We start from the raw sequence: 22272 nt of genomic DNA, 5'->3' as shown, positions 1-22272 counted from the left end.
ATAAACTAAACTAATCAGTCAGTTTAAATATATTTATTGAGTAAAGGAATGTGTTCAATGCCAAAAGTCTCAGATGATTACAAAGAACGCAAAAGAGAGAGTCTTCTTGAAAGTGCTTTAAAATGTTTTGGAGAAAAAGGATATCATACGACAACAATGGATGATATAGTTGCATATTCTAAAACGAGTAAAGGGCTAATTTATAATTATTTTAAAAGTAAGGAAGAGCTCTATTTAACGTTAATGCAAGAAAGAACAGTCCAAACATTTGAAAAAATTAATCAACGATTTCAAAATATTAGTTCATCAAAAGATAAGTTAATAGAGTTATTTCAAATGTATAGTGAAATTTCTTTAACAGAAGAATGGCGAAATATGATTAGAGTCCATATGGAGTTTTGGATTAATTCAGCTAGGCATGAAAATCTACAAGCCATTATGATTGAAAGGTACAAAGATCAATACCGATTATTTTTAAGTGAAATTATTAAACAAGGAATAGCATCTGGTGAATTTAAGAAAACAATCGATCCTGATATTATTTCGAGTTTATTTTGGGCTAATATAGATGGCATTTGCTTACATTATTCAGTTGTAGAAGAAGATGAAATTTACAAAGCACAATTTAAAGCAGTAGAAGAAATGATTATGTCTTATATAGTTCAAAATTAAAGTTTATGGTAGTGAAGGTGAAAACTTTCCTACCTAAAACTTTAAATTCAGAAAATTTTTTATGTTAAAAATAAAGCAAAGAACATACACTAATCATAGAATAAAATAAACTTAATAGTCAGTTTTAATTGGAAAGGAGGAATCACGATGAATTCAGTCCAAATTAGAATTATTTGTTTGTCTATGTATTAATAAGTATGTAATTTTTTTATTTTGGTAGAATGAAGGGATTATAATGGGAAAGAAAGTCTATTTTTTATATACAAAGGCGTTCTCGGATATAGGTAGTATGATGGAATTAGTAGTAATGAATGCAGTGATCTACTCGATGACGAAAAGTACATCATGGTTGGCTGCGGTTTTAGCCCTTCGAGTTTGTGGAGGGATTTTAACAAGTTTATTTTCTGGTGTATTTGCCGATCGATATAATCGAAGAAAGCTAATGATATTTAGCGATATTACTAGAGGAATGAGTATTCTTACCTTATGTATTTTCCCTTCGCCTTTAATGTTTGCAATTGTAGCATTTATCATTGGTGCATTAGGAAGCTTTTTTTCAGTCAGCTTTAGTGCAGATTTACCCCAAATATTTGGTGAAGAAAATATTTTGAAAATAAATGCTTTTATTTCACGCCTTGCTGCAATTAGTATGGTTATTGGATTTTTAGGATCAGCATTTCTATCAACGGTTGTAGATTATCGTGTAATCATCGGAATAGATGCCCTTTCTTATTTCTTATCTGCATTTGTTCTAATCTTTTATAAATGGGAAAATACGGTTAAAAAAGGTGTAAACAATCAATGGAAACAACTATTTAATGATTTGAAAGAAGTAAAAACTTATGTCCTAATCAAACCGCTTTTAGTATTTGTATTCATTGTATTTCTATTTCAAACATTCTCAGCAAGCTCTCATAATGTCGGAGTACCAATATTAGCAGAAAAAATTAGCACAGAACATGCAACATTTTACCAAGGACTTATTTGGGGAACTTGGGGGATTGGAGGAATCCTTTCGACTTGGTTAATTCCTAAGGTATCTTGGTTAAAAAAACATTTTCTATTTATGTATTACGGAACTTCAGTTTTAACATCAATCGGCTTTATTCTATTTTTATCGAATCAAATTTTATGGATCGTATTTTTCTTCGCATTTTTTACAGGCTTTTTTGATAATGCAGCAGGTACTTATTTTTCAACAATGATTCAAAAAACCGATAATTCCATAAGGGGTAGAATCTTCGGAGTCGCAAATTTGTTAAATAGGGTTGGCTTTACAATCGGTTTTGTAGCGGCATCACCCTTATTATCATTTTTATCAATGCCACATCTTGTTTGGTTGTTTCATGGTAGTCTAATCATTATGATTTTATGTGTAACCAGTTACTTACTATTAAAGAAAAAATTTGATTTTAACTATGATCAAATTCAAGAAAATGAAAATGAACTCATTATTTCTAAATAAAAAAGGACGTGATTATATGGAAACAAATTTGAAGAAGAATATTGAGGTAGAAAAAATAAATTATTTTAGATGTAGCGAAGTAGACGTTGAATTAGCTTATCAAGCATTTTCGATCGGTTTTTCAGATTATATCGTTAAATTCAATTATTCTAAGGAACAGTTTGTCAATTTGTTTTTTGGTCCAGAAGGTAACAAACCGGAGCACTCATTCGTAGCAATTTATGAAAATGAAGCGGTAGGTGTGATTTTAGGCGGTATTAAAAAGTATGAAACAATTAAAACAATGCGATGTGGAACTTTGGCTATTAGTCCAGATTATAGGGGATTAGGTGTTAGCCAAAAATTATTTGAACTGCATAAAGAGGAAGCAGAGATAAACGGATGTAAACAACTATTCCTAGAAGTAATTGTTGGAAATGATCGAGCAATTAACTTTTACAAGAAACTTGGATACGAAAAGATTTATGACCTTTCTTACTTTTCTAAATCAGATTTAACAAGTTTACACCAATTACAATTAGATTCTAGCACAGTAATAAATAAAGTTGATTTTAATACTTTCAAAGAAACAATTACGAATTGGGACTATCATATAAACTGGCAAAATGACATTGATTATTTAGAAAAACTAACTAATTTTAGTTATTTTCTAGCTAAAGTTAGCCATGAAAATGTTGGTGCTATAGCAGTTAATGAAAATGGTAGAATAAGTCTCCTAATTATTGATAAAGTTTACCGTAATCGAAAAATAGCAACTAGCTTATTACAATCTGCGGCTAGTGAACTAAATTTAAAATCTTTCTCAACATCAATCCCAAATAACAATAGCCTTGAAGGTTTCTTGCATAAACTAGAATTTAAGAAAGAAAAAATAGCTCAATATGAAATGTACAAAATGATTTAGGATAAGAAGGAAAGAGTGACAGTACTCTTCACTTAAGAATTTGTACTTCTGCCTATTACATGACCTTGCTCCTAAATGAGCTAATCTCCGTACATTAGATAGTATGGAGGTGATTTATAATGTATGATTATCGTCAACAAATTGAGCAACCGTATTATCCATATTCAGGAGTACCGCAACAAGAAGATGAAAGGTTTTTCCCATTCTTCTTTCCGTTTTTATTTGGTGCAGCGGCATTTGGCCCATGGGGATGGGGAAGACCATGGGGTTGGGGACGTCCTTGGGGATGGGGAAGACCGTGGGGTTATTATCGACCATGGGGATGGCATGGTGGATGTTGTGGAAGACCTTGGTAAATTAAAAAATATTAAATTAGGTGTCTCATAAGTTATCATACTTTTGAGACACTTTTTTTGTTTTGAAATATACTGATCTGTGAAAATCAAAAAATATCCCACAAGGAAAATAAATACCTTGTGGGAAGTTTTATTTTAGTATTAATTTTATGAAAAATGGGATAAGAATAGAGGCAAATATCGCACTAAGCGTCATTGCAATTGAACTAATTGCTTGTTCAATTTTACCATATTCTGCTGCTTTTGCTGTACCAACTCCATGTGATGATATTCCATATGAAGCGCCAATCGCAACAGGATGGTCTATTTTAAGTTTAGATAGAATAGCAGGACCAAACATTGATCCTGAAATACCAGCAATCATTACATATACAACCGTTAAAGATGGAATACCACCAATCATTGAAGTGATGCCCATAGCTAATGGGGTCGTAACTGATTTTGCTGCTAAAGAAAGCAAGATGATTTTTTTTAATCCGAGCCATAGAGATAAGTATACACCTGAAAGTAGACCGACAATTGTTCCAGCCATTACACTAACTATTATCGACATACAATGTTTCTTTAATGTTGCCCGATGCTCGTATAATGGATAGGCAAAAGAAACAACAGCAGGTCCTAAAAGCAAATTAATCCATTTTCCTCCAAGCATATACGATTCATAAGTAATGTGAAGATTTACAAGAATGATGATAATAACTGTAGTTGAGGTAACAATCGGAATCAGTAACGAGTATGTGAATTTAGCGTACATTTTTTTAGCAAGAATATAACATAAAATGGTTAAGAGGATAAATAGTAAACTTTTAAAGTCCTTCATTCGTATCCCTCCCAATTAATAAATCAGTTGTTTGTTTTTTATGGGCTCTCGAAGTAAGATACGAACTAATGCTTGCGGTAATTGTAAATACAACTGCTGTACTAATTAATACGATTATAATAGAAATTAAACCGTGAAAATTTAAAATAGAAGAATAATTCATTATTCCTACAGTAGCTGGAATAAACAAGAGCGTTAAGTGCTTACTTAAAAAATTACTCCCATTTCGAATCCATTTTTCCTTAAAGAATGGTATAAATAGTAAACAAAATAATAACAACATACCAATAATACTTCCTGGAATAATTAGATGAAATTGTTGCTGAATTAAATTTCCAATAAAAAATAATAAGTAAAGAAAGCTTATTTGAACAATCAATTTTACAAAATTCATTTTCAACATCCTTTGATTCTACAATCTAATAGACTATTAATCTTATTATTGTACAATAAATTATGGCGAAAATGTGAACTTTATTCATTATTATAAAAATGCATCTTTTTATAAAAAAGATTATAATAGTTTTATCATATAAATAGAGGAAGTTATATAAAATGAAATCATTTGTAGCGTTCGATTTTGAAACGGCAAATTACAATCGACATAGCATTTGTGCTGCCGGTTTTGTATTTGTTGAAGAAGGAGTAATTGTTGACCAAGTTTACTCTCTAATTAATCCTGAAGAAGAATTTTATTCGATGAATATTTCTGTGCACGGAATTAGGCCAAGAGATGTACAAGATGCACCTCTTTTCCCAGAATTTTATGAAACGATTAAAGATAAAATTGAGGGGAAAACATTAGTAGCACATAATCTAGCATTTGATGGTTATGCATTAAAAGATAATTTATCAAGATATGGTATACCTTCAGCGTTAAATAATTTACTATGTTCACTGCAGCTTGCTAAGAAGGTATTGCCAAAACAATCTCGTTATACATTAGATACTTTATCAAGTCAATTCGGTATTTTATTAGAACATCATCACCATGCATTAGCGGATGCTGAGGCTTGCGCTAAAATATTTCTTCAATTAACGAAGGAATATGAAATCTCATCATTCGAAGAGTTATATGATAAAACTTTAATTTATCACGGGCAAATTCATCAGTTTGATTATCGTTCATCATTAGTAAAACCGAAGAAAAGCCATAAAAGAACAAAAATAAAGACAGATTAGGATTATTTTCCTTTTCTGTCTTTTTTAATGCAGACTCATTAATATCCAACTAAGCTGTATATAAACTAAATGAGCCATTCATTCTGCAAAGATGATGGAAAGGGAGCAGAGCTGGCTCATCTAAATTTTAAAAAAAAGACATTAACCTACTTTTCGTGGCTATGTCTTTTTTGATTTATTTCAGTTCATCGATCTGGAAGTATTCTCTTATGTTTTTCATTAATTATTTTTTTGTTTAGTATTCTAACTACACCAACCATTAACAATCTCATATCCTCTACGATATACTTAGCTAACTCTTCGTCAGAAATGTCATCTCCTTCAATATCAAGACGGAAATCCTGTCCCTGTATTCCTCCACCATTTGTAAACTCAATTTCAAAGTCGAATTGTACTCTTTTATCCATTTTGATTCCTCCCTATGTATTTGGAGATTATTATAATATTATTCTAATTAAATGAATAATAACCTCACGATCTACCAAAATAGTTTATGTTGTTCAACAAAGATTTCATAGTGGACAAAGGCAAAAATGCTTGAAAAAAGGGAGAAACTCACAGGACAAAGAGTTTCTTTAAAAAGGTGATATTGGTAAAAAGTTAAAACAAGAAATGTAATATTATTATATAAAAAATATGATTAGTTGTTTTAGTTATAGGCCTTTTTAATTATTTAAATGTAAAAATTTACCATAAATCATACTAAACAAGGGTTTGTTGAAGTAGAAATTTATTCATGTTTATCTAATATTTCAAAATAACGAATTGACAGTTTAAATTGAAAATCAGAATTCATCATTGTCGCCTGCTAATTTAGAAAATACCTCTCATTTTTAGATAAAATAAAAAGAGGCATTGGAAATTTATGTTAGAATGTTATTAGAAATTAGGATTTTTCCCTTTAAAGTCATATAGTAATTAAAATGGGGTGTATTATGAATAATCTTTGGAATGAGTTGATCTACAAAATTTATTCTCCTATATATGATAAGTTTTTTAACACTGGGCAATTCCTCCGCGCAAGGAAAGAGATTTTCAATAAAACCGATTTTGTAAAAAATCAAAAGATACTATTTGTGGGAGTAGGAACTGGTGCAGATTTGGAATTGATTAATCACAAAGAATTAGAGATTACATCTATAGACTATTCAGATGATATGCTTAACAAAGCAAAAGAAAAATTTAAAGACTCATCAATAAAATTTTTAAAAATGGACGCTCAAGACATGAGTTTTTGTGATTTTCATTTTGATTTAGTTGTATGTAGCCTTGTATTATCTGTTGTTCCAGATCCAGATAAGTGTCTTAAAGAAATGTTGAGAGTATTGAAACCAAATGGAGAAATTATCATCTTTGATAAATTTACACCAAAAAATAAAGGAATTTCGCCATTAAAAAAAGCAATTAGACCACTAATAAAATTATTTGGTACTGACATAGGAGTCAACTTTGAAAAATTGTGTGACAAGCAAAAGGCTAATTTATCTGTTAAAGAAGATATTTCAATAATGTTTGATGGAATGTATAGAAAGATTATCATCAAAAAAGTGAGCTGATGGTGTTTCATTATTAGGAAGCTATAAGTGAATTTAAATAAGAAATACTCAGTGAAATAAAGTCTGAGCTTTTTTAGTACAATTCGCCGGGGCTTTCCCGTTTTGGAGAATTCGTTTTAGTTAATCCATTTTATATTATACTTATCATCTGATCCATCGAGACTATTTCTTGTACCAAAGAATACCACCTAACCATCTGCCATAAAAAAGTAGATGGTTTTTTTCTATGCAATCTAATTTGTAATCTATTATTATATGCAGCACAATCAGTGTTCATGATAAAATAAACTTATTATGCTTTTTGATGAGGTGATATAAGTATGGACGAATCAGAAAAAATAATAGTTGCTATATATACTAGGGTATCATCTAGCTCGGAGGATCAACTTAATTGATTAGAAAACCAACAAAAGTATTACACAGAATACTGTAGAGATAAGGGATATGATGATAAGGGGTATGACTTAGTCAATATGTATGTGAGAAGTAAGTGGAACTAATATGATAAAGCGTACTGGTTTTCAAAATTAGTACGCGTTAGTCACCTTCAAGTGAAAACCAAAACATTCACTAATAATCTATAAAGATGTTAGCCGATTTAGCAGGAGTACAAGAGTTATAGATAGTAGATCTGTTAATGGTAGAGGCAAGAAAAACTCAACTAATATTTTTAGTGATAAATTAGTATGTGGTCACTGTGGAAAAGGGTAAATCGAGAGTAGTAATAGGAAGTATGGACGGAAGCTACGTGTTTTACGCTTGTGGACAACGTAGGAGACTGGGGACATGTCAGAATAAATCATGATGTTGTAAAGATTAAAGCTGAGATAAATAAATTAAATGAAACAATTCATAACATAAATAAGTCGTCTACCCAAAAAGTATTCAGTATTGAAGAAATATAACGTTTTTTTAGTGTATCACGATTGACAATGAGGATTTAAAAATAGAATTTAACTTCGATAAAATTTTACCAGGTCAGTCTACAGTCAAAGATACATTAATTGATCTCTTAGATAAATTTAAGTCAGCATCAGATGAATATAAAAGCGTATTGGACAAGGTGTAAATAAGTATTGCTTATTTATCGTTCATCATTAGTAAAACTGAAACCTAAACGTAAATTGGAGAAAAAAGTATGAAATTAATATCATGGAATGTAAACGGAATAAGAGCATGTGTACAAAAGGGATTTTTAGATTATTTTAATGAACAAAAAGCAGATCTATTTTGTATACAAGAAACGAAGTGCCAAGAAGATCAAATAACTCTGGAATTAGACGGTTATTATCAATTTTGGCATTCTGCAGTAAGAAAGGGTTATTCTGGTACTGCAATTTTTACGAAACATAAACCATTAAATGTTAGTTTTGGATTTAATGGTAAAGAAGAAGATCAAGAAGGAAGAGTATTAACCTTAGAATTCGAGAAATTTTATATGGTAAATGTTTATACGCCAAATTCTCAGCGAGACTTAGCTAGATTACCAATAAGATTAAAATGGGAAGATGATTTTAAAAGCTACTTAAATAAGCTCGATGAACAAAAACCTGTCATCTTATGTGGAGACTTAAATGTCGCACATAATGAAATCGATTTGGCAAATCCAAAATCAAATCGCACGAATTCTGGCTTTACGGAAGAAGAACGTGGTAAAATGACAGCATTATTAGAAAGTGGTTTTACTGACAGCTTTCGATTTTTAAATCCAACTAAAGAAAGTTCATATAGTTGGTGGTCTTATATGGCAAAGGTCCGAGAACGAAATATTGGATGGCGTATTGATTATTTTATTATTTCAAATAGATTACAAAATGAATTAATAAATTCAGAAATTCACTCTCACATTATGGGAAGTGATCATTGTCCCGTTGTTTTAACGATGGAAAATTCGATCATTTAATTTTAGAAAAAAGCTCTAAGGTTTTAGAGCTTTCTTTTTTTATATAGGCATTTAGTAAGTCAACGAGAAGCAATTATGCGTAAACTAACTTTAGGACAAAGTATAGATTGTTAAGAAGACTACCTATAAGTAGAAAAGGAAGTGGATTCCTATGAGTATAAAATGGTTAGAATGGGCACAGAGAATCCAAGCAATTTCTCAAGCAGGATTGACCTTTACGAAGGATGTTTTTGATAAAGAAAGGTATGAAGAACTAAGACATATAAGTGCTGATATTTTAAATCATTATTCAGAATTACAAATTGATGAAATCGAAGGATTGTTTCGCAATGAACGGGGGTATCCCACACCAAAGCTTGATGTTAGAGGTGTCGTTTTTAGGAACGGTAAAATATTATTAGTAAAAGAAAAGCTAGAAAATAAATGGTCTTTACCAGGTGGTTTTTGTGACGTTGGATTATCAGCTTCAGAAAATGTAGTAAAAGAAATATTTGAAGAATCAGGCTATAAAGTTGAAGTGAAAAAACTATTAGCAGTATTAGACATGACAAAGCACGACCATCCACCTCATTCATATCACTACTACAAATTATTTATACAATGTGAAATTGTTGGTGGTAATCCCTCAATTGGAACAGAAACAAGTGATATTGATTTCTTTGATCAAGAGCATTTACCAGAGCTTTCTCTCAATCGAAATACTGCTCCTCAATTAGATTTAATGTTTGAATATTATCGAAATCCTAATAAAGAAACTTGTTTTGATTAAAGATCATTTTAAAAATAGATAAGATGTTAAAAAATCATTTTAGAGTTGCTAGCGCAGCTCGATTTTGTTTTAAAGGGGACAAAATATTAAAAATGATTGAATGAATGAAATATATACATATTTGGAATTAAAATAGAAGGAACTTACTAACTCAACTCAAAAGGAGAAATGATTTGAAAACCAATTTTATGGATTATGTAAAATTCGAAAATGAATTAAAAAAAGAACGCATTTCTACTTGTCTTATTTATCAAAATGGAGAAATTAAATATAATTTTTATAAAAATTCAAAAAGCGAAACAAAACTATTCAAAATTAATTCTGTTACGAAAAGTGTTTTATCGATGTTAATAGGAATTGTCATTGATAAAGGATTTATAGAAAGTGTTGATGTACCAATTACTAAATTTTTTCCAAATATTGAATCGAAAAAAAGAGACATTACGATCGAACATTTGCTCACTATGACAGCTGGATATGATTGGCAAGAGTGGGGAGAATGGGGTGGGCGTCCATTTCCAATGATTAATAGTAAAGACTGGATCCAATATGTACTAGAAAAAGAAATGGTTAATAAACCAGGTGAAAAAATGATTTATGATTCTGGAGCATCTCAAGTACTTAGTGCAATTATTCAGATGGTAACGAATGAAAAACTTTCTACTTTCGCAAAACGAATGTTATTTGATCCTTTAGGTATAAAAGAGTTTATTTGGCACGAAGATTCAAAAGGAATTAATATTGGGGGATTTGGCTTAAGTTTAACGACAGATGATCTACTAAAGCTTGGGATCTTAATGATGCAAAAAGGAAAATGGAATAATACACAAATTATTTCAAGTGAGTGGATTGAAAAATCAACAAAAGCGAAGTACCATACATATCCGCATGTTGGTTCATATGCCTATCATTGGTGGGTGCTTGAAAATAATGAGTTAAAGGATCTTGATTCAACGATCTATTTTGCCATGGGATATGGAGGTCAATTCATCTTTATTTCACCAAAAAATCAATTCGTAGCTGTTTTTACAAGTGCAAAATATATTAATACTTCTACCCCATTAAAAATCATTCAAAAATACTATCCTTTACTATTAACAAATGAATAGGACTTAAAATGGGAGTAAAGGTGGATACGTAAACCAAGGATTAATAATCCTGTATTGCCTACTCTTTTATATAATCTTTTTAAAATACCCTTAATCCTATAATTCCTATTCCTACCTCTAAATTTTGTATGATTTTTTTATTTGAGAATAGGAGTTTACGGAAAAATGTCGAATTAAGTAATTAGAATATATAAATAACAACTTGATAATAGCTCCAAGAAGGGATGAAGATTGATGTTTTTGGTGACAGAAGACTTCAAAACGTTTATTAGGAAATATCCAATCACAACAATTATGGTTGGTTTATGTACTATCTTAGCGATTATTACGACATTTTTAGGTGGGTATACGATTGAAAATATCATCAATTTAGGTGGTTATGAGCACGAATTAGTAAAACAAGGTGAAATATGGAGACTTTTTACTTATGCATTTATGCACGGAAGCTACGCTCATTTTTTTATGAATATGACTTTTATGATTATTTTAGGTAGACCTTTAGAAAGAGCGTTAGGTTCAGTTAAATTTTTATTATTTTATTTATTATCGGTTATTCTTACTGGACTTATTATTAATTTTAACTATTCGCCTAATACAGTTGAGACAGGGGCATCCGGTGTAGGCTATGCTTTTTTAGGAATGTATTTATTTATTACCGTATTTAGAAAAAATATGCTCTTTTCTGATGATCGTAAGTTTGTCATAACATTTTTAGGAATTGGATTACTATCCTCATTAATTATCCCGTCGACAAGTTTAACTGGTCACTTGGCAGGTATGATCATCGGTTTTATGATTACTCCTCTTTTATTAAAAAAGGGTGCACGGTTTCAAAACTCTGTTAATGTTTAGTGTACATATTGAGAATAAGTTTTAACATTAGAAATATTTTTCAAAACAAACCTAGTTCGGATTGAACTAGGTTTGTTTTGGTTTGGATTTAGTTGATAGTTAACGTTAGTTATAGTTAATTTCCATTTTTTTGACGTTGAGAAACGTAAATATAAAAGTTAAAATAACCTTAAGTTAATTATCCTAAGATAATAATTAAGTATGAATATATAACCAGAAAGGTGTTGTAAATGCAGAAAAACTTGAGAAGACACAAAAAATTCTCGTTCTATGCACTTTCATATTACTTCTTGTTCGGTATTATTTAGATTATTATGTGAATTACTTTAATTGAATATTATTTTGGGAAAATCGATTTGAGTATCTCAATCTTAAAAGGTTTCATTTTCGACTTTCAATTGATGATTTTGGAACAGGCTATTCTTCTTTTAGTTATTTACAACAATTTCCATTTGATAAATTAAAAATAGATAATGCATTTATTGATGATATTAATGTCTCTCTAAACTCTATATTATATTTTAACTACTTCAACTATGCTTACGATTTATGGTAAAAGAATGGATGCTGAAAAAAAAATAAAGGTATTAGTAAATGATTTAGAATGCAAGAAAACCGAGCTAGAAGATCTTTCATTAAAAGATCCTTTAACGGGAGCATTAAATCGAAGAGGACTACACGACTTGATTCTATCTGATTTAGAAAAAACAACTGAAACTGAATTAAACTGCTCATTTTTGATTTTTGAATTAAAGAATTGATTCGTTCGAATGATTATTTAGGGCGATGGGGTGGAGAAGAATTTTTAATCGTATTACCAAATACACCGTTTAATCAATCGAAAGAAACAGCTGAAAGACTTAGATGTGCGATTGAGAAACACGAATTTCATTATGAAAGTCAAATCATACACGTAACAATGACGTTTGGACTATCGAAATTTAATCTACAAAAAGGTGTAGTTGAGAGTATTAATCGCGCTGATAAGGCTATGTATGCAGGAAAACAAAACGGGAAAAATTGTGTTATTTGTTACGAAGATTTGAACGGTGAAACACCTTCTAGATTATAGAAGGTGTTTCTTTTGGTAGAGTGCTCATTTTTAATTTAAATATCATATAGATCTATAATCCTGTCTGCTGTTTGACGGTTTCTACATAATTTGTAGAGATCATTAAAAAATCGTTCAACTTCATTAGGAGTGCTCGGAATTGGTATATCTACTTGAAGAGAACCAAATACTTGTTTGAAATAGGATTTTCGTTCAGCGTTTTTACCGTCCCGTTTCAATGGATTATAATTCCAAACTAGCGAAAATTGTCCATCTTGCTCACGAATTTCTCTTATTTCTGCAACTGTTGTAGATTTATTTTCAACATATATGACTAAATAAAAATTGTCATTACGATGCCAGTCGATTAATAGTAAATAATAGCTTTCTTCCTCGACTTTACTTAAATGAAAGGCTGAAACAATTGGTTTACCGTTTGTCCATTGTTGAAAATTTTGTAATGTATTGAAAGTTGTTGGTATTTCTTCAATATTAAATAAAAAATTATTTGAAGCCATCCAATTTTTAATCTGATTTGAAATACTGATTGCAAATTCTTTTTTCATCTTCTACCTCAACAATTAATTAAGTCCTTTTCATTATCATATCATCAAAATCAGACTATTAAAATTCCTCCTTGTAATAATCTACCATCTATAAGTTAAAGTCCAATTACTCATATTATTAATGATGATTTAACTAAGGAGGATTTTATAATGGCAAGAGGTAAAAGCTTTAATCATAAGAAAAAAGGTCATGAACCAACTCATCCAAAAGGATCACTAGTCGCTCCTGAAGACCGTAAACATGAAGATCGAGAAGAAGATTATATTGTGACAGAAGAAGCATTTAAAAATCGTATTCAATAGAAATAGATAAAAATGGGACTCAGATTTTAAAAATCTGAGTCTCATTTTTATTTTTGCCCTTATATTAACCTTTGTTGAAGTTAAATAAATGGATTAACTGATTTTTATTCACTGCTTGAAACAACAATGGAATAGGTGGCCCACTTGTTCTATTTAAAACAAGCTGATAGATCATTGTGAAAAAAGATTTTTGATTTGCTTTCATTATTTTTTTATCGTCATGATAACAAATCGAGTATAATTCTTTCATTAATTCAGTTTGATTTTGGAGCTCGGTATTTAATAGATAGTCACATAAATTTTTCAACCAATATTGCTGTTCTTCAGTTAAAGAGTGATAAAATTCAAAAGCCTGTTTTTCATTTATTATAATATTTTTTTGTTGATTGTATTTTTTAATCCAATATTCAGCCAACTGACTAATTTTCTGTATTTCAATGGATGAGTAAGTTTCTCCATTATTAACAAATATGTCTTTTAAAAGATCTATATTGTAATTAACGAGAGGCAGAATGCTAGCTACATGATTAAACTTTGGATATTTTTTATCAATTTTGCCGTTATGTGCAAATTCGACCGATTGGCAAATATCTAAATCGAGTAAAGATTGATCAATATAATTTGATTGATACCGTTCAAATTCTGAATAGTTTTTAATCACGTCTTCATCTAGACCAATCTTAAATGGTGCTGTTGGTTTATATTTAGCAAACATAAAGAGAATCACTTCGGGTAAATAGATTTGCATTAACTCAGCTGGGGTTATTAAATAACCAGAGGAGCTCGACATTTTTTGATTTTGACCTTTTATGCTAATAAACTCATAAGGTGTATAATGAGGTGCATCATAGTCAAATATAGCTTTAGCAATTTCTTTTGAAACATTGTAACTCCCGGTTTCAGATGAATGATCTCTTCCACCAGGTTCGAAAACCACATCTTCTTTCATCCACCTCATTGCCCAATCAATTTTCCAGTTTAATTTAATATTGTTTGAAACTTCTACAGATAATTGATTTGAAAATCCACAACGGCATGTATAATCTAAAGTTTTGCTTTCCTTATTATATTGAGTTATTGAAGGATCATCTTTCTCACAATTTTCACAGTACAGAGTAATAGGGTAAAAATCATTACGTTCTTGTTCAGTTGGAACACTTGTTTTGAACTTCATTAAAATATCATAAATTTCTTTTCTTTTTTCAATAGCATATATTATGTCTTCATTGTATCTACCGGATTTGTATTCTTTACTTTGATAAATAAACTCAACCTGAATTCCTAGTTCAGTTAAGGAATTTTCAAATTCCTTTTCAAAGTGTTCAGCGAATGTTGAGTGACAACCAAATGGGTCAGGAATATTTGAATAAGCTTTCCCTATAAAACGATGATAAGTTGGATCAATATTATTTGGGACCTTCCTAAAACGATCAAAATCATCCCAAGAAAAGATAAATCTTGTTTTCTTACCTAAATTATTTAAAGCTTTCACAACAAAATAAGTTGTAATGATCTCACGAAAATTTCCAATATGAACCGATCCGGATGGACTTATGCCAGATGCACATACATAAGTTTCTTTATTTGGATATTTTTCAATTAATTCATTTGCGATTTTATATGCCCAGTGCATGTTTTCACCTCAAAATTATTTTTATTTAACTATTGCAAATAAAAAAACTCCCACCCCCAAGATTTAATCATCTTGAGGACGAGAGTTTGTAAACTTCGTGGTACCACCCCAGTTTATTGATATGTTACCATACCAACCTTATTTAGGTACGGCACGAATGCTTATACCCTATCTCTATAACGGGAGAACCCGTCGTACCATCCCTAAAGTGAACTAGTGAACTTTAGTTCCATACGAAGCTCCAAGTCTTTTTTCATAAAGTCTATTATTACTCCTTTTTCAGCACACAGGAGTTCTCTGTAAATAATTTTAACTTTACTACTTTTCTCTTCATAGCTTTTAAATTTCGAAATATTAATTGTTATTATATTAATCAAAACAATATTAATTGTCAATTAAATTTAAAGTTGAATAAACTAGTTTAAATACTGTTTGAATGGAGGTGCCAAATTGAGGGATTTAGTTGATGATTTACCCCTAATCGGTGCATATTTTTTATTATTAGGTACATCAACGGCTGCAGTTGGTATTTCAAGTACAAAAATCGTAAGTGAAAACTTTGGTAGAAGTTTATTCGCTAAAGGTAATGCAATCGAAGCTTTTGGCAACACCATTCAAGCAATTGGAAGAGAAAAATTATATGAGAGAGCAAAAAAAGAAAATGAAAATGAAATAGAAAAAGAATATGAATTAACAATGATGATTGGTGCTTGGATTCAAGCAGCCGGAAATGCTACAAATACATTTGCAACAAATTTAGAAATTGAAGGAATGGAAAAAGAAGGTATTAGGTTAAACGCGCTAGGAGGTATTATACAATCAATTGGTGCTCAAATTGAAACAACTGGAGCATTGATTGAGGGGACGCAACTAGATAAAATTGAGGCTTATGGCAATCAATTAATCGGTTTAGGAGCTTTAATTGACGGTATTGCTAATGTGGCGTTACTACGTGATAAGACTATATTAGGTAAAGATTTATTACTTGTTGGTAGCTGGGTACAAGTGTTCGGATCCATTTTAATTATTTATGCATTGCGTCAAAAAAGAAGTGAAGATGAAAAAAAACAATTAGAATATCGATATGGCTATTATCCAAATCAACAGTTCGAATGGTAAATTAATAATTTTTTGTGAAGAATATGAAAAAAAGAAGGTATATATTAGTTAATAGCAAATATTATTAGTGAACTACTCCCACCACTTAGCTAACGCTTGAAGTGGGGACTTCTCGATTCCGTGACGAAAGCAACCTTTCATCTCCACGAGCGTTACTTCCCACAGTTCCTGCGGTAGATGTCCAACGAATGGAGGCTCTTTCGTTACCTTAGTTATATTACGAGTGGAAGGGTGACGGGCTTGGTTTTCGCACTATGTCTTATTTGTCCACTCAACCTCTATAACTACTTATCAAAGAACAATTCATAAGAAAATCATAGCATATAACCATATGCTTTTCTATCGAAAAAAGGCAATTCACATCCCACCTACTGTTGGACTAAAATCCTTCACACACTTGAGGAAGGAGACTTCTTGCCCGATTATGTTAAAATTATATTAAACCATTTTGTTTTTCTGTAAAAGCATTTTGTGAGAGAATAGAATTTATGCGTTTAAATAGAATAAACCAATTTTTTGAAACAGAGGTATGATTAGATGAATTTAAAAATTATTACGGATAGTGCGGCTGATTTACCAAAAGAGATCATTGAACAATATAATATTGATGTCATTCCACTACGAGTTTATTCAGAAGATGAAAAAGAATATTTTGATGGTTTAACATTGGATTCAAAGACTTTATTTAATGAAATGCGTAATGGAAAAGTATTTAAAACGTCTCTTCCGTCTTATGAGTATATTTATAATACCTTCGTTAAATATGCAAAAGAAAATACACCATGTATCTATATAGCGTTTTCTTCTGAACTTTCAGGTACATATCAATCTGCAGTAATGGTAAAAAATGAATTTGACGAGGAATTTCCTGATTTTGATTTAGAGATATTTGATACAAAAAGTGCATCAATCGGACAAGGGTTAATTGCTGTTAATGCTGCAAAGCTTGTGATGGAGGGAGCTACAAAAGAAGATGTTGTTATTAATATTAAACATAGCATACAACATATAGAACATATCTTTACAGTGGATGACCTTCAATATTTGGTGCGTGGAGGTCGCTTGAGTAAGGTTGCTGGTTTTGTCGGCAATTTATTAAATATTAAACCGATCTTACACGTTGAAGATGGAAAGTTAATTCCACTTGAAAAAATTAGAGGTTCAAAAAAATTGATAAAAAGAATTCTTGAAATTATGGAATCTAGAGGGACAAATTTATCAACTCAATTAATTGGTATTTCTCACGGTGACGATCAAGAAAAAGCAATTGAAATTAAAAATGCGATGGCAGAGACATTTGGATGTAAGGAATTTGTCATTAATTCAATCGGTTCTGCTATAGGTGCTCATGCAGGGCCTGGTACTTTAGCGATATTTTTTATGAACGAGAATAAAAAATAAAATAACTAAAAGAGCTAATTTTGCAAAATGGTTAGCTCTTTTTATTTAAATTTTCTGATAATATTACCCGGATAATAATTCATACATAATTACTTCATAAAAGGCAAATAGTATTTATGTAATCTTCAACAACTATTATTATGAGGTGAAAAACGATGTCAATTTTAGATAACTGGGATCAATGGAAAGATTTTTTAGGTGATCGTTTAGATGCAACAGGTGAAAAAGGTGTTGGTGAAGGTGCTATTTCTGAAATGGCATATCGCTTAGGAAATTATTTAGCAAATGAAGTTGAACCAAAAAATGCAGAAGAACAAATTTTAAAAGACCTTTGGGAAGTTGCAGATGAACAAGAACAACATACAATTGCTCATCTAATGATGAAGTATGTTAAAAATAAATAATTAAAATAATGTGATTAAAAAATAGCCCTGTGAATAGAATCATAAGGGCTATTTTTATTTGTTTTATTATTAAAACTTTCTGTTTGAAGCAACAAAGTAGGTTTACAAAGAAACAATAAAAATAATTAAATATTAAACTTGAAAAGGACATATAATTAACATATACTGTACTTATTGTGAGTACTGTTTTCGGATTAAGGACAATTACTATTTACATTTTAATTGTTTTTTTGTATGATAGACTTTCTGTTCAAATTTCGCTTTTATCATAAAATGTTTTTTTGCACTAATAAATAGAATGGAAAATTTGAACGAATTTCAATACTGCTTAACAAAAATAGATAGAAGAAATGGGGATAATATATGAATAATCAGCAAAACTCGGCTGACACGCCGTTTAGTGTAAAAACGATTATTGGTCCAATGATGGCAGTAATCGTAGGTATGATCATGGTTATTTTAGATAGTACGGTAGTAAACGTAGCATTACCTGGAATTACCGAATATTTTAAATCTGATTTAACAAAAATGCAGTGGACGATTACAGGATATACATTGGCATTATCGGCTGTTATACCACTTGCAGGCTGGATGTCTGATCGTTTTGGAGCTAAGAAAATTTTCTTATTAACGATTTTGTTTTTTACAATCGGATCAGTTCTTTGTTCTGTAGCTCAAACACCTGAACAGTTAATTTTATTTCGAGTAATACAAGGAATTGGTGGAGGAATGGTTGCGCCAATCGGTATGGCAATTATCTTTAGATTAGCTCCTCCAGAAAAAATCGGTTCAATTATGGGGATGCTTGGAATTCCGATGTTACTTGCGCCTGCATTAGGTCCGGTTATCTCAGGGTGGTTTGTTGAGTATTCTACTTGGCATTGGATTTTCCTAATTAATTTACCAATCGGTATTATTGCAATGATCATTGGCGCTAAATTTTTACCTAATTTTGAATCTAAATCAGTACCTGCTTTAGACGGATTAGGAATTATTATTGCTCCAATCGCTTTCTCAATGTTAGCTTACGGAGTTAGTCAAAGTTCAATAAGTTGGACTTCAAAAGGAACATTAACAGGTTTAATTGTTGGTGGTGTTGCATTATTACTTTTCATCTTTGTTGAGCTTCGCCTAAAACAACCTTTACTTGAGTTACGTGTATTTAAATCGTCTGATTTTGTTAGAAGTATTTTAATTACTTGGATTATGCAAATTGCTTTATTCGGTTCTTTCCTAATTGTTCCATTATTTTTACAAACAGTTAAACAATATGGGGCATTTGAAACGGGCTTAATTATGTTACCTCAAGCATTAGCATCTGCTTTAATGATGCCAATTGGTGGGAAAATGTATGATAAAGTTGGAGCTAGACCGATGGCGTTAGTTGGTTTAACAATTATCACATCTGCACTATTCATTTTCTCTAAAATTACAGTTGACTCTTCAAACACATTTATAATGTTAACACTTGCAATGATGGGTGCTGGAATGGGATTATCAATGATGCCGATTAATACACACGTATTACAATCTGCACCAAGACATTTAGTAAGTCGTGTAACGCCTTTAACTGCAGCTGCTCAGCAAGTAATGGTATCATTTGCAGTAGCAGGTATGGCTGGATTTTTAACTTCAAGTACAAAGGATTATATGGCAAAAACAACGAATCCATTAAATGCAATGATTTCAGCATTTGGTGATACATTCTTACTAGCAGCAGGTATTGCATTAGTAGGAGCGTTGTTAGCAATTATTTTACGTAAACCAAAAGTGCAAGATGCAGATGCGTCAAAAGCAGATCTTGACGAATCAAAATCTTCAATGATGGTCGGACATTAAGAAATAATAAAGAAGCCAAAATTTAAAATTAACGGGATCTCTTTACGGGGATAAAATTTAGAAATCGATTTAAAATCGCAGACCATTTCGCTGTAGCGGAATGGTCTGTTTTTATTGATATTAGGCTTTTTGTTTAATTAATTAAGGATAAATGGTTTATAAAATAGCACTAAAATCTTAAGTACAATAGTTATTGTACATTGTGTATTTAAAGCGATTATTATAGTTAAATTTGGTTCAATCCTTCCTTAGAAATTGAACATATTACAACTTTACAAATGAAGATATTTTGTATATGTGATAATTTTTTCTGAAAAATGGAAATGTTATGATAAAATAAGCGTAATTGACATTAAAGGAGGACAAGTGATGAAATGGTACACAACTCTTTTAAGTATTACCTTGCTTCTTGTTCTATTAACTGCTTGCTCGTCTAAACCATCTCTAGACCTTGTTAGTAAAAAAGTTGAGATTGTTAAAGATAAAAAATATGTTGGCTCAACCATTTTAACTGAAGGTGATAAAAAGGGACAAGAGGTTATTCCAACAGCTTTACTCTACGAATTTAAAATTAAAAATAATGGAAATCGACAAATCGGAGGAACAGCAGATACGACTTTAAAGGTAAAGTTAGTTCCTAGCAAAAAATTAGCTACTATTTCTAAAGATATAATGGGATTTAATCTATTTAATCCTTCGTCGTATTATGAAACGGGCTTAGGTTATGGTGTTCAGTTTGATGGGGGAATTAAATCCAATAAAATTGGAAAATACATTCTTACATTTGATTTAGGTGTAACCGAGGAAACTTCTCAAATTCCTGTGAGAGTTCCGTCAACAGACAAACTAGAAAAACTAAAAGAAAATGCTTTAGATGGTACTTTAATAGTAACATCGGGTGGAAAAGAAATTGCTAATTTTAAATTAAAAAAATAATAGTAGAAATGTATACTATTTTATTGTAGATATGTAAATAAAAAAACAAATCCTTGGTACGAATTCCAATACTTTGTTTAGTGTTAATATTACGCTATTTCAATTACTTTTTTTAGCATTTGTCCCACAGAAGAGAACAAATTAAAATGCATCTTTTTTTGTCATTTTTGATTATAATTTAAATAGTATCGGAAGAATTTTAATAATTTCTACAATTTTAAGAGAACTGTTATAAAACTAATTGAATTGTAATAAAAATGTCCTTATTATGTAAGGTTAGTTATGTATAATAAAGGCTCGAATATAGATTTACTTTACAATGGAGCTGATTTAATGATTAAAAGTATTTGCAAAACAACTTTAGCACTATCAATTTTAACTGGAGGTTTATTCTATGGAAATACTACTCCGAATTCAATTAAGACCGTGGAAGCTGCGACGATAAGCGGTACAGTAACTGCATCAGTTTTAAATGTAAGAAGCGGTCCTAGTACTAGTTATAAAGTAATTGGGACACTTAAAAAGGGTGCGAAAGTTACGATTACAAGCACAAGTGGATCTTGGTATAAAATAAAAAGTGGAACAAAAACTGGATGGGTTTCAAGTAAATATATTAAAAAAACTCCAACAACAGTTTCTGCTACGACCGTAAATAAAATGAAAACTTTAGGTACTTCAAAGCAATTAATCATTGTGTCAGCTGAAAATGAAAGTACAAGAAATGTTTTTATTGAAACATTTGAAAAAAGCGGTACTAGTTGGAAAAAGTTACATACATATTCAGGTGTGATCGGTAAAAACGGCATGATTAGTAGTAAGAATGAGGGTGATTATGAAACACCTGAAGGGAAATATACAATTACAACAGCATTCGGTAGATATGCAAATCCAGGTACGAAAATGACTTATCGTAAAATTACTTCAAATGATGTTTGGGTAGATGATTCGAATAGTAAATTATATAATACTTGGCAATTAGCATCAGAAAATGACGGTAGATGGAAAACTGCTGAAAAAATGAATATTTCCCAATATGATTATGGATTTGTTATTAACTATAATACTGCGAGAACCCCGGGAAAAGGTAGTGCAATCTTTTTTCACGTAGCTGGAACTTCAGGGTATACTGCAGGCTGCACAGCTACATCTAAAACAAATGTAGTATCCATTTTAAAATGGTTAGATCCTGCAAAAAAACCACTAATTATTCAAGCACCATTGAATAAATTAACTCAATATTAATATGATTTGAAACTGGTCAATGATTTGATCAGTTTTTTTATATTTCAAACTAAGTAACTTGTGGATTCATGATGATTAATTTCAGAGATGAACTTCTTGTTTATCGTTCGAGTGAAGGGGAAGAAGTGGAGTCTTATCAGAAAGGCTTTGTTAAGATTTTGAACTAAAAAAAGGCTGTCTAATAGACAAC

At 30.7% G+C, this 22272-nt stretch carries 25 protein-coding genes and 1 other annotated feature; of the genes, 20 read left to right on the top strand and 5 right to left on the bottom strand.

Translation table 11 applies throughout. The annotated features are described in order from the left end of the window. The first annotated feature begins 57 nt into the window (after window positions 1-57). The 4 genes from V5E38_RS10475 to V5E38_RS10460 all read left to right on the top strand — a co-directional run bounded on the left by V5E38_RS10475 (window position 58) and on the right by V5E38_RS10460 (window position 3397). Window positions 58-672 carry a TetR/AcrR family transcriptional regulator gene (locus V5E38_RS10475; protein ID WP_499213236.1) on the top strand — a complete coding sequence of 205 codons (615 nt, stop codon included), beginning with the start codon at window positions 58-60 and terminating at the stop codon, window positions 670-672. A 235-nt stretch (window positions 673-907) separates the two neighbouring features. After that, window positions 908-2137: an MFS transporter gene (locus V5E38_RS10470; RefSeq protein WP_499213235.1), complete on the top strand. Its 1230-nt coding sequence runs from the start codon at window positions 908-910 to the stop codon at window positions 2135-2137. Window positions 2138-2153: 16 nt separating this feature from the next. Beyond that, on the top strand, window positions 2154-3041 hold the full coding sequence (locus V5E38_RS10465; protein ID WP_499213234.1) for a GNAT family N-acetyltransferase: 888 nt from the start codon (window positions 2154-2156) through the stop codon (window positions 3039-3041). A 119-nt stretch (window positions 3042-3160) separates the two neighbouring features. Beyond that, the gene (locus tag V5E38_RS10460; RefSeq protein ID WP_088010547.1) at window positions 3161-3397 is read left to right on the top strand and encodes a hypothetical protein; all 237 of its coding nucleotides are present in this window, start codon (window positions 3161-3163) and stop codon (window positions 3395-3397) included. 130 nt (window positions 3398-3527) lie between these two features. Here V5E38_RS10460 and V5E38_RS10455 read toward each other — a convergent pair whose 3' ends face one another. After that, window positions 3528-4217, bottom strand: a complete 690-nt coding sequence (locus V5E38_RS10455) for an LrgB family protein (protein ID WP_499213233.1) — start codon at window positions 4215-4217, stop codon at window positions 3528-3530. Then, entirely contained in the window at window positions 4204-4611 is a 408-nt protein-coding gene (locus V5E38_RS10450) for a CidA/LrgA family protein (protein WP_176522655.1), read from the bottom strand. The genes V5E38_RS10455 and V5E38_RS10450 overlap by 14 nt, the downstream gene beginning before the upstream one ends. 161 nt (window positions 4612-4772) lie before the next feature. Between V5E38_RS10450 and V5E38_RS10445 the strand changes: the two genes are divergently transcribed. Further along, window positions 4773-5399: a 3'-5' exonuclease gene (locus V5E38_RS10445; protein ID WP_499213232.1), complete on the top strand. Its 627-nt coding sequence runs from the start codon at window positions 4773-4775 to the stop codon at window positions 5397-5399. A gap of 185 nt (window positions 5400-5584) precedes the next feature. Here V5E38_RS10445 and V5E38_RS10440 read toward each other — a convergent pair whose 3' ends face one another. Then, a complete protein-coding gene (locus V5E38_RS10440; RefSeq protein WP_499213231.1) occupies window positions 5585-5806 on the bottom strand; it encodes a cyclase in 222 nt (73 codons plus the stop codon). A gap of 528 nt (window positions 5807-6334) precedes the next feature. Here V5E38_RS10440 and V5E38_RS10435 point away from each other — a divergent pair. From V5E38_RS10435 to V5E38_RS10400, 8 genes are all read left to right on the top strand, one after another. Then, on the top strand, window positions 6335-6955 hold the full coding sequence (locus V5E38_RS10435; RefSeq protein WP_499213230.1) for a class I SAM-dependent methyltransferase: 621 nt from the start codon (window positions 6335-6337) through the stop codon (window positions 6953-6955). A 1138-nt stretch (window positions 6956-8093) separates the two neighbouring features. After that, window positions 8094-8858 carry an exodeoxyribonuclease III gene (locus V5E38_RS10430; RefSeq protein ID WP_499213229.1) on the top strand — a complete coding sequence of 255 codons (765 nt, stop codon included), beginning with the start codon at window positions 8094-8096 and terminating at the stop codon, window positions 8856-8858. A gap of 151 nt (window positions 8859-9009) precedes the next feature. Then, window positions 9010-9627 carry an NUDIX hydrolase gene (locus tag V5E38_RS10425; RefSeq protein ID WP_499213228.1) on the top strand — a complete coding sequence of 206 codons (618 nt, stop codon included), beginning with the start codon at window positions 9010-9012 and terminating at the stop codon, window positions 9625-9627. Between the two features lie 173 nt (window positions 9628-9800). Continuing rightward, window positions 9801-10736, top strand: a complete 936-nt coding sequence (locus V5E38_RS10420) for a serine hydrolase domain-containing protein (protein ID WP_499213227.1) — start codon at window positions 9801-9803, stop codon at window positions 10734-10736. A gap of 234 nt (window positions 10737-10970) precedes the next feature. After that, entirely contained in the window at window positions 10971-11588 is a 618-nt protein-coding gene (locus V5E38_RS10415) for a rhomboid family intramembrane serine protease (RefSeq protein WP_499213226.1), read from the top strand. 334 nt (window positions 11589-11922) lie between these two features. Continuing rightward, window positions 11923-12144: an EAL domain-containing protein gene (locus V5E38_RS10410; protein WP_499213564.1), complete on the top strand. Its 222-nt coding sequence runs from the start codon at window positions 11923-11925 to the stop codon at window positions 12142-12144. Window positions 12145-12148: 4 nt separating this feature from the next. Next, window positions 12149-12349, top strand: a complete 201-nt coding sequence (locus V5E38_RS10405; protein ID WP_499213225.1) for a hypothetical protein — start codon at window positions 12149-12151, stop codon at window positions 12347-12349. After that, window positions 12346-12660, top strand: coding sequence for a GGDEF domain-containing protein (locus V5E38_RS10400; RefSeq protein WP_499213224.1), 315 nt, complete (start codon window positions 12346-12348; stop codon window positions 12658-12660). The genes V5E38_RS10405 and V5E38_RS10400 overlap by 4 nt, the downstream gene beginning before the upstream one ends. A gap of 35 nt (window positions 12661-12695) precedes the next feature. On the opposite strand, the gene V5E38_RS10395 is transcribed toward V5E38_RS10400, so the two are convergent. Then, window positions 12696-13205 carry a hypothetical protein gene (locus tag V5E38_RS10395; protein WP_499213223.1) on the bottom strand — a complete coding sequence of 170 codons (510 nt, stop codon included), beginning with the start codon at window positions 13203-13205 and terminating at the stop codon, window positions 12696-12698. Between the two features lie 150 nt (window positions 13206-13355). Here V5E38_RS10395 and V5E38_RS10390 point away from each other — a divergent pair, with 150 nt between their 5' ends. Further along, complete coding sequence (locus V5E38_RS10390) at window positions 13356-13508, top strand: hypothetical protein (RefSeq protein ID WP_165347078.1); 153 nt, start codon at window positions 13356-13358, stop codon at window positions 13506-13508. A 64-nt stretch (window positions 13509-13572) separates the two neighbouring features. On the opposite strand, the gene lysS is transcribed toward V5E38_RS10390, so the two are convergent. After that, window positions 13573-15141 carry a lysine--tRNA ligase gene (gene lysS / locus V5E38_RS10385; protein ID WP_499213222.1) on the bottom strand — a complete coding sequence of 523 codons (1569 nt, stop codon included), beginning with the start codon at window positions 15139-15141 and terminating at the stop codon, window positions 13573-13575. Window positions 15142-15212: 71 nt separating this feature from the next. Further along, window positions 15213-15484: a binding site (T-box leader), on the bottom strand. Between the two features lie 107 nt (window positions 15485-15591). Here lysS and V5E38_RS10380 point away from each other — a divergent pair. From V5E38_RS10380 to V5E38_RS10355, 6 genes are all read left to right on the top strand, one after another. Next, on the top strand, window positions 15592-16260 hold the full coding sequence (locus tag V5E38_RS10380; RefSeq protein ID WP_499213221.1) for a DUF6944 family repetitive protein: 669 nt from the start codon (window positions 15592-15594) through the stop codon (window positions 16258-16260). A 537-nt stretch (window positions 16261-16797) separates the two neighbouring features. After that, the gene (locus V5E38_RS10375) at window positions 16798-17661 is read left to right on the top strand and encodes a DegV family protein (protein WP_499213220.1); all 864 of its coding nucleotides are present in this window, start codon (window positions 16798-16800) and stop codon (window positions 17659-17661) included. Between the two features lie 155 nt (window positions 17662-17816). Continuing rightward, window positions 17817-18065 carry a DUF3243 domain-containing protein gene (locus V5E38_RS10370; protein ID WP_056466188.1) on the top strand — a complete coding sequence of 83 codons (249 nt, stop codon included), beginning with the start codon at window positions 17817-17819 and terminating at the stop codon, window positions 18063-18065. A gap of 363 nt (window positions 18066-18428) precedes the next feature. Then, complete coding sequence (locus V5E38_RS10365) at window positions 18429-19904, top strand: MDR family MFS transporter (protein ID WP_097978620.1); 1476 nt, start codon at window positions 18429-18431, stop codon at window positions 19902-19904. A gap of 369 nt (window positions 19905-20273) precedes the next feature. Further along, window positions 20274-20840: a hypothetical protein gene (locus V5E38_RS10360; protein ID WP_499213219.1), complete on the top strand. Its 567-nt coding sequence runs from the start codon at window positions 20274-20276 to the stop codon at window positions 20838-20840. 333 nt (window positions 20841-21173) lie between these two features. Next, complete coding sequence (locus V5E38_RS10355) at window positions 21174-22082, top strand: SH3 domain-containing protein (protein ID WP_499213218.1); 909 nt, start codon at window positions 21174-21176, stop codon at window positions 22080-22082. Window positions 22083-22272: the final 190 nt, after the last annotated feature.

The sequence above is a fragment of the Rossellomorea sp. GAMAL-10_SWC genome (genome assembly GCF_049568075.1).
Taxonomy (GTDB): domain Bacteria; phylum Bacillota; class Bacilli; order Bacillales; family Bacillaceae_G; genus Gottfriedia.
The sequence above is the reverse complement of the archived record's forward strand: the minus strand, read 5'-3'. Positions and strand labels throughout refer to the sequence as shown.

Excerpts from the sequence above, each read along its gene's own strand:
- V5E38_RS10435 (WP_499213230.1), top strand. The coding sequence starts at position 6,335 with ATGAATAATCTTTGGAATGAGTTGATCTACAAAATTTATTCTCCTATA.
- V5E38_RS10455 (WP_499213233.1), bottom strand. The coding sequence starts at position 4,217 with ATGAAGGACTTTAAAAGTTTACTATTTATCCTCTTAACCATTTTATGT.
- V5E38_RS10460 (WP_088010547.1), top strand. The coding sequence starts at position 3,161 with ATGTATGATTATCGTCAACAAATTGAGCAACCGTATTATCCATATTCA.
- V5E38_RS10395 (WP_499213223.1), bottom strand. The coding sequence starts at position 13,205 with ATGAAAAAAGAATTTGCAATCAGTATTTCAAATCAGATTAAAAATTGG.
- V5E38_RS10360 (WP_499213219.1), top strand. The coding sequence starts at position 20,274 with ATGAAATGGTACACAACTCTTTTAAGTATTACCTTGCTTCTTGTTCTA.
- V5E38_RS10465 (WP_499213234.1), top strand. The coding sequence starts at position 2,154 with ATGGAAACAAATTTGAAGAAGAATATTGAGGTAGAAAAAATAAATTAT.
- V5E38_RS10470 (WP_499213235.1), top strand. The coding sequence starts at position 908 with ATGGGAAAGAAAGTCTATTTTTTATATACAAAGGCGTTCTCGGATATA.
- lysS (WP_499213222.1), bottom strand. The coding sequence starts at position 15,141 with ATGCACTGGGCATATAAAATCGCAAATGAATTAATTGAAAAATATCCA.
- V5E38_RS10425 (WP_499213228.1), top strand. The coding sequence starts at position 9,010 with ATGAGTATAAAATGGTTAGAATGGGCACAGAGAATCCAAGCAATTTCT.
- V5E38_RS10450 (WP_176522655.1), bottom strand. The coding sequence starts at position 4,611 with ATGAATTTTGTAAAATTGATTGTTCAAATAAGCTTTCTTTACTTATTA.
- V5E38_RS10370 (WP_056466188.1), top strand. The coding sequence starts at position 17,817 with ATGTCAATTTTAGATAACTGGGATCAATGGAAAGATTTTTTAGGTGAT.
- V5E38_RS10475 (WP_499213236.1), top strand. The coding sequence starts at position 58 with ATGCCAAAAGTCTCAGATGATTACAAAGAACGCAAAAGAGAGAGTCTT.
- V5E38_RS10415 (WP_499213226.1), top strand. The coding sequence starts at position 10,971 with ATGTTTTTGGTGACAGAAGACTTCAAAACGTTTATTAGGAAATATCCA.
- V5E38_RS10445 (WP_499213232.1), top strand. The coding sequence starts at position 4,773 with ATGAAATCATTTGTAGCGTTCGATTTTGAAACGGCAAATTACAATCGA.
- V5E38_RS10355 (WP_499213218.1), top strand. The coding sequence starts at position 21,174 with ATGATTAAAAGTATTTGCAAAACAACTTTAGCACTATCAATTTTAACT.
- V5E38_RS10390 (WP_165347078.1), top strand. The coding sequence starts at position 13,356 with ATGGCAAGAGGTAAAAGCTTTAATCATAAGAAAAAAGGTCATGAACCA.
- V5E38_RS10440 (WP_499213231.1), bottom strand. The coding sequence starts at position 5,806 with ATGGATAAAAGAGTACAATTCGACTTTGAAATTGAGTTTACAAATGGT.
- V5E38_RS10375 (WP_499213220.1), top strand. The coding sequence starts at position 16,798 with ATGAATTTAAAAATTATTACGGATAGTGCGGCTGATTTACCAAAAGAG.
- V5E38_RS10365 (WP_097978620.1), top strand. The coding sequence starts at position 18,429 with ATGAATAATCAGCAAAACTCGGCTGACACGCCGTTTAGTGTAAAAACG.
- V5E38_RS10405 (WP_499213225.1), top strand. The coding sequence starts at position 12,149 with ATGGATGCTGAAAAAAAAATAAAGGTATTAGTAAATGATTTAGAATGC.
- V5E38_RS10430 (WP_499213229.1), top strand. The coding sequence starts at position 8,094 with ATGAAATTAATATCATGGAATGTAAACGGAATAAGAGCATGTGTACAA.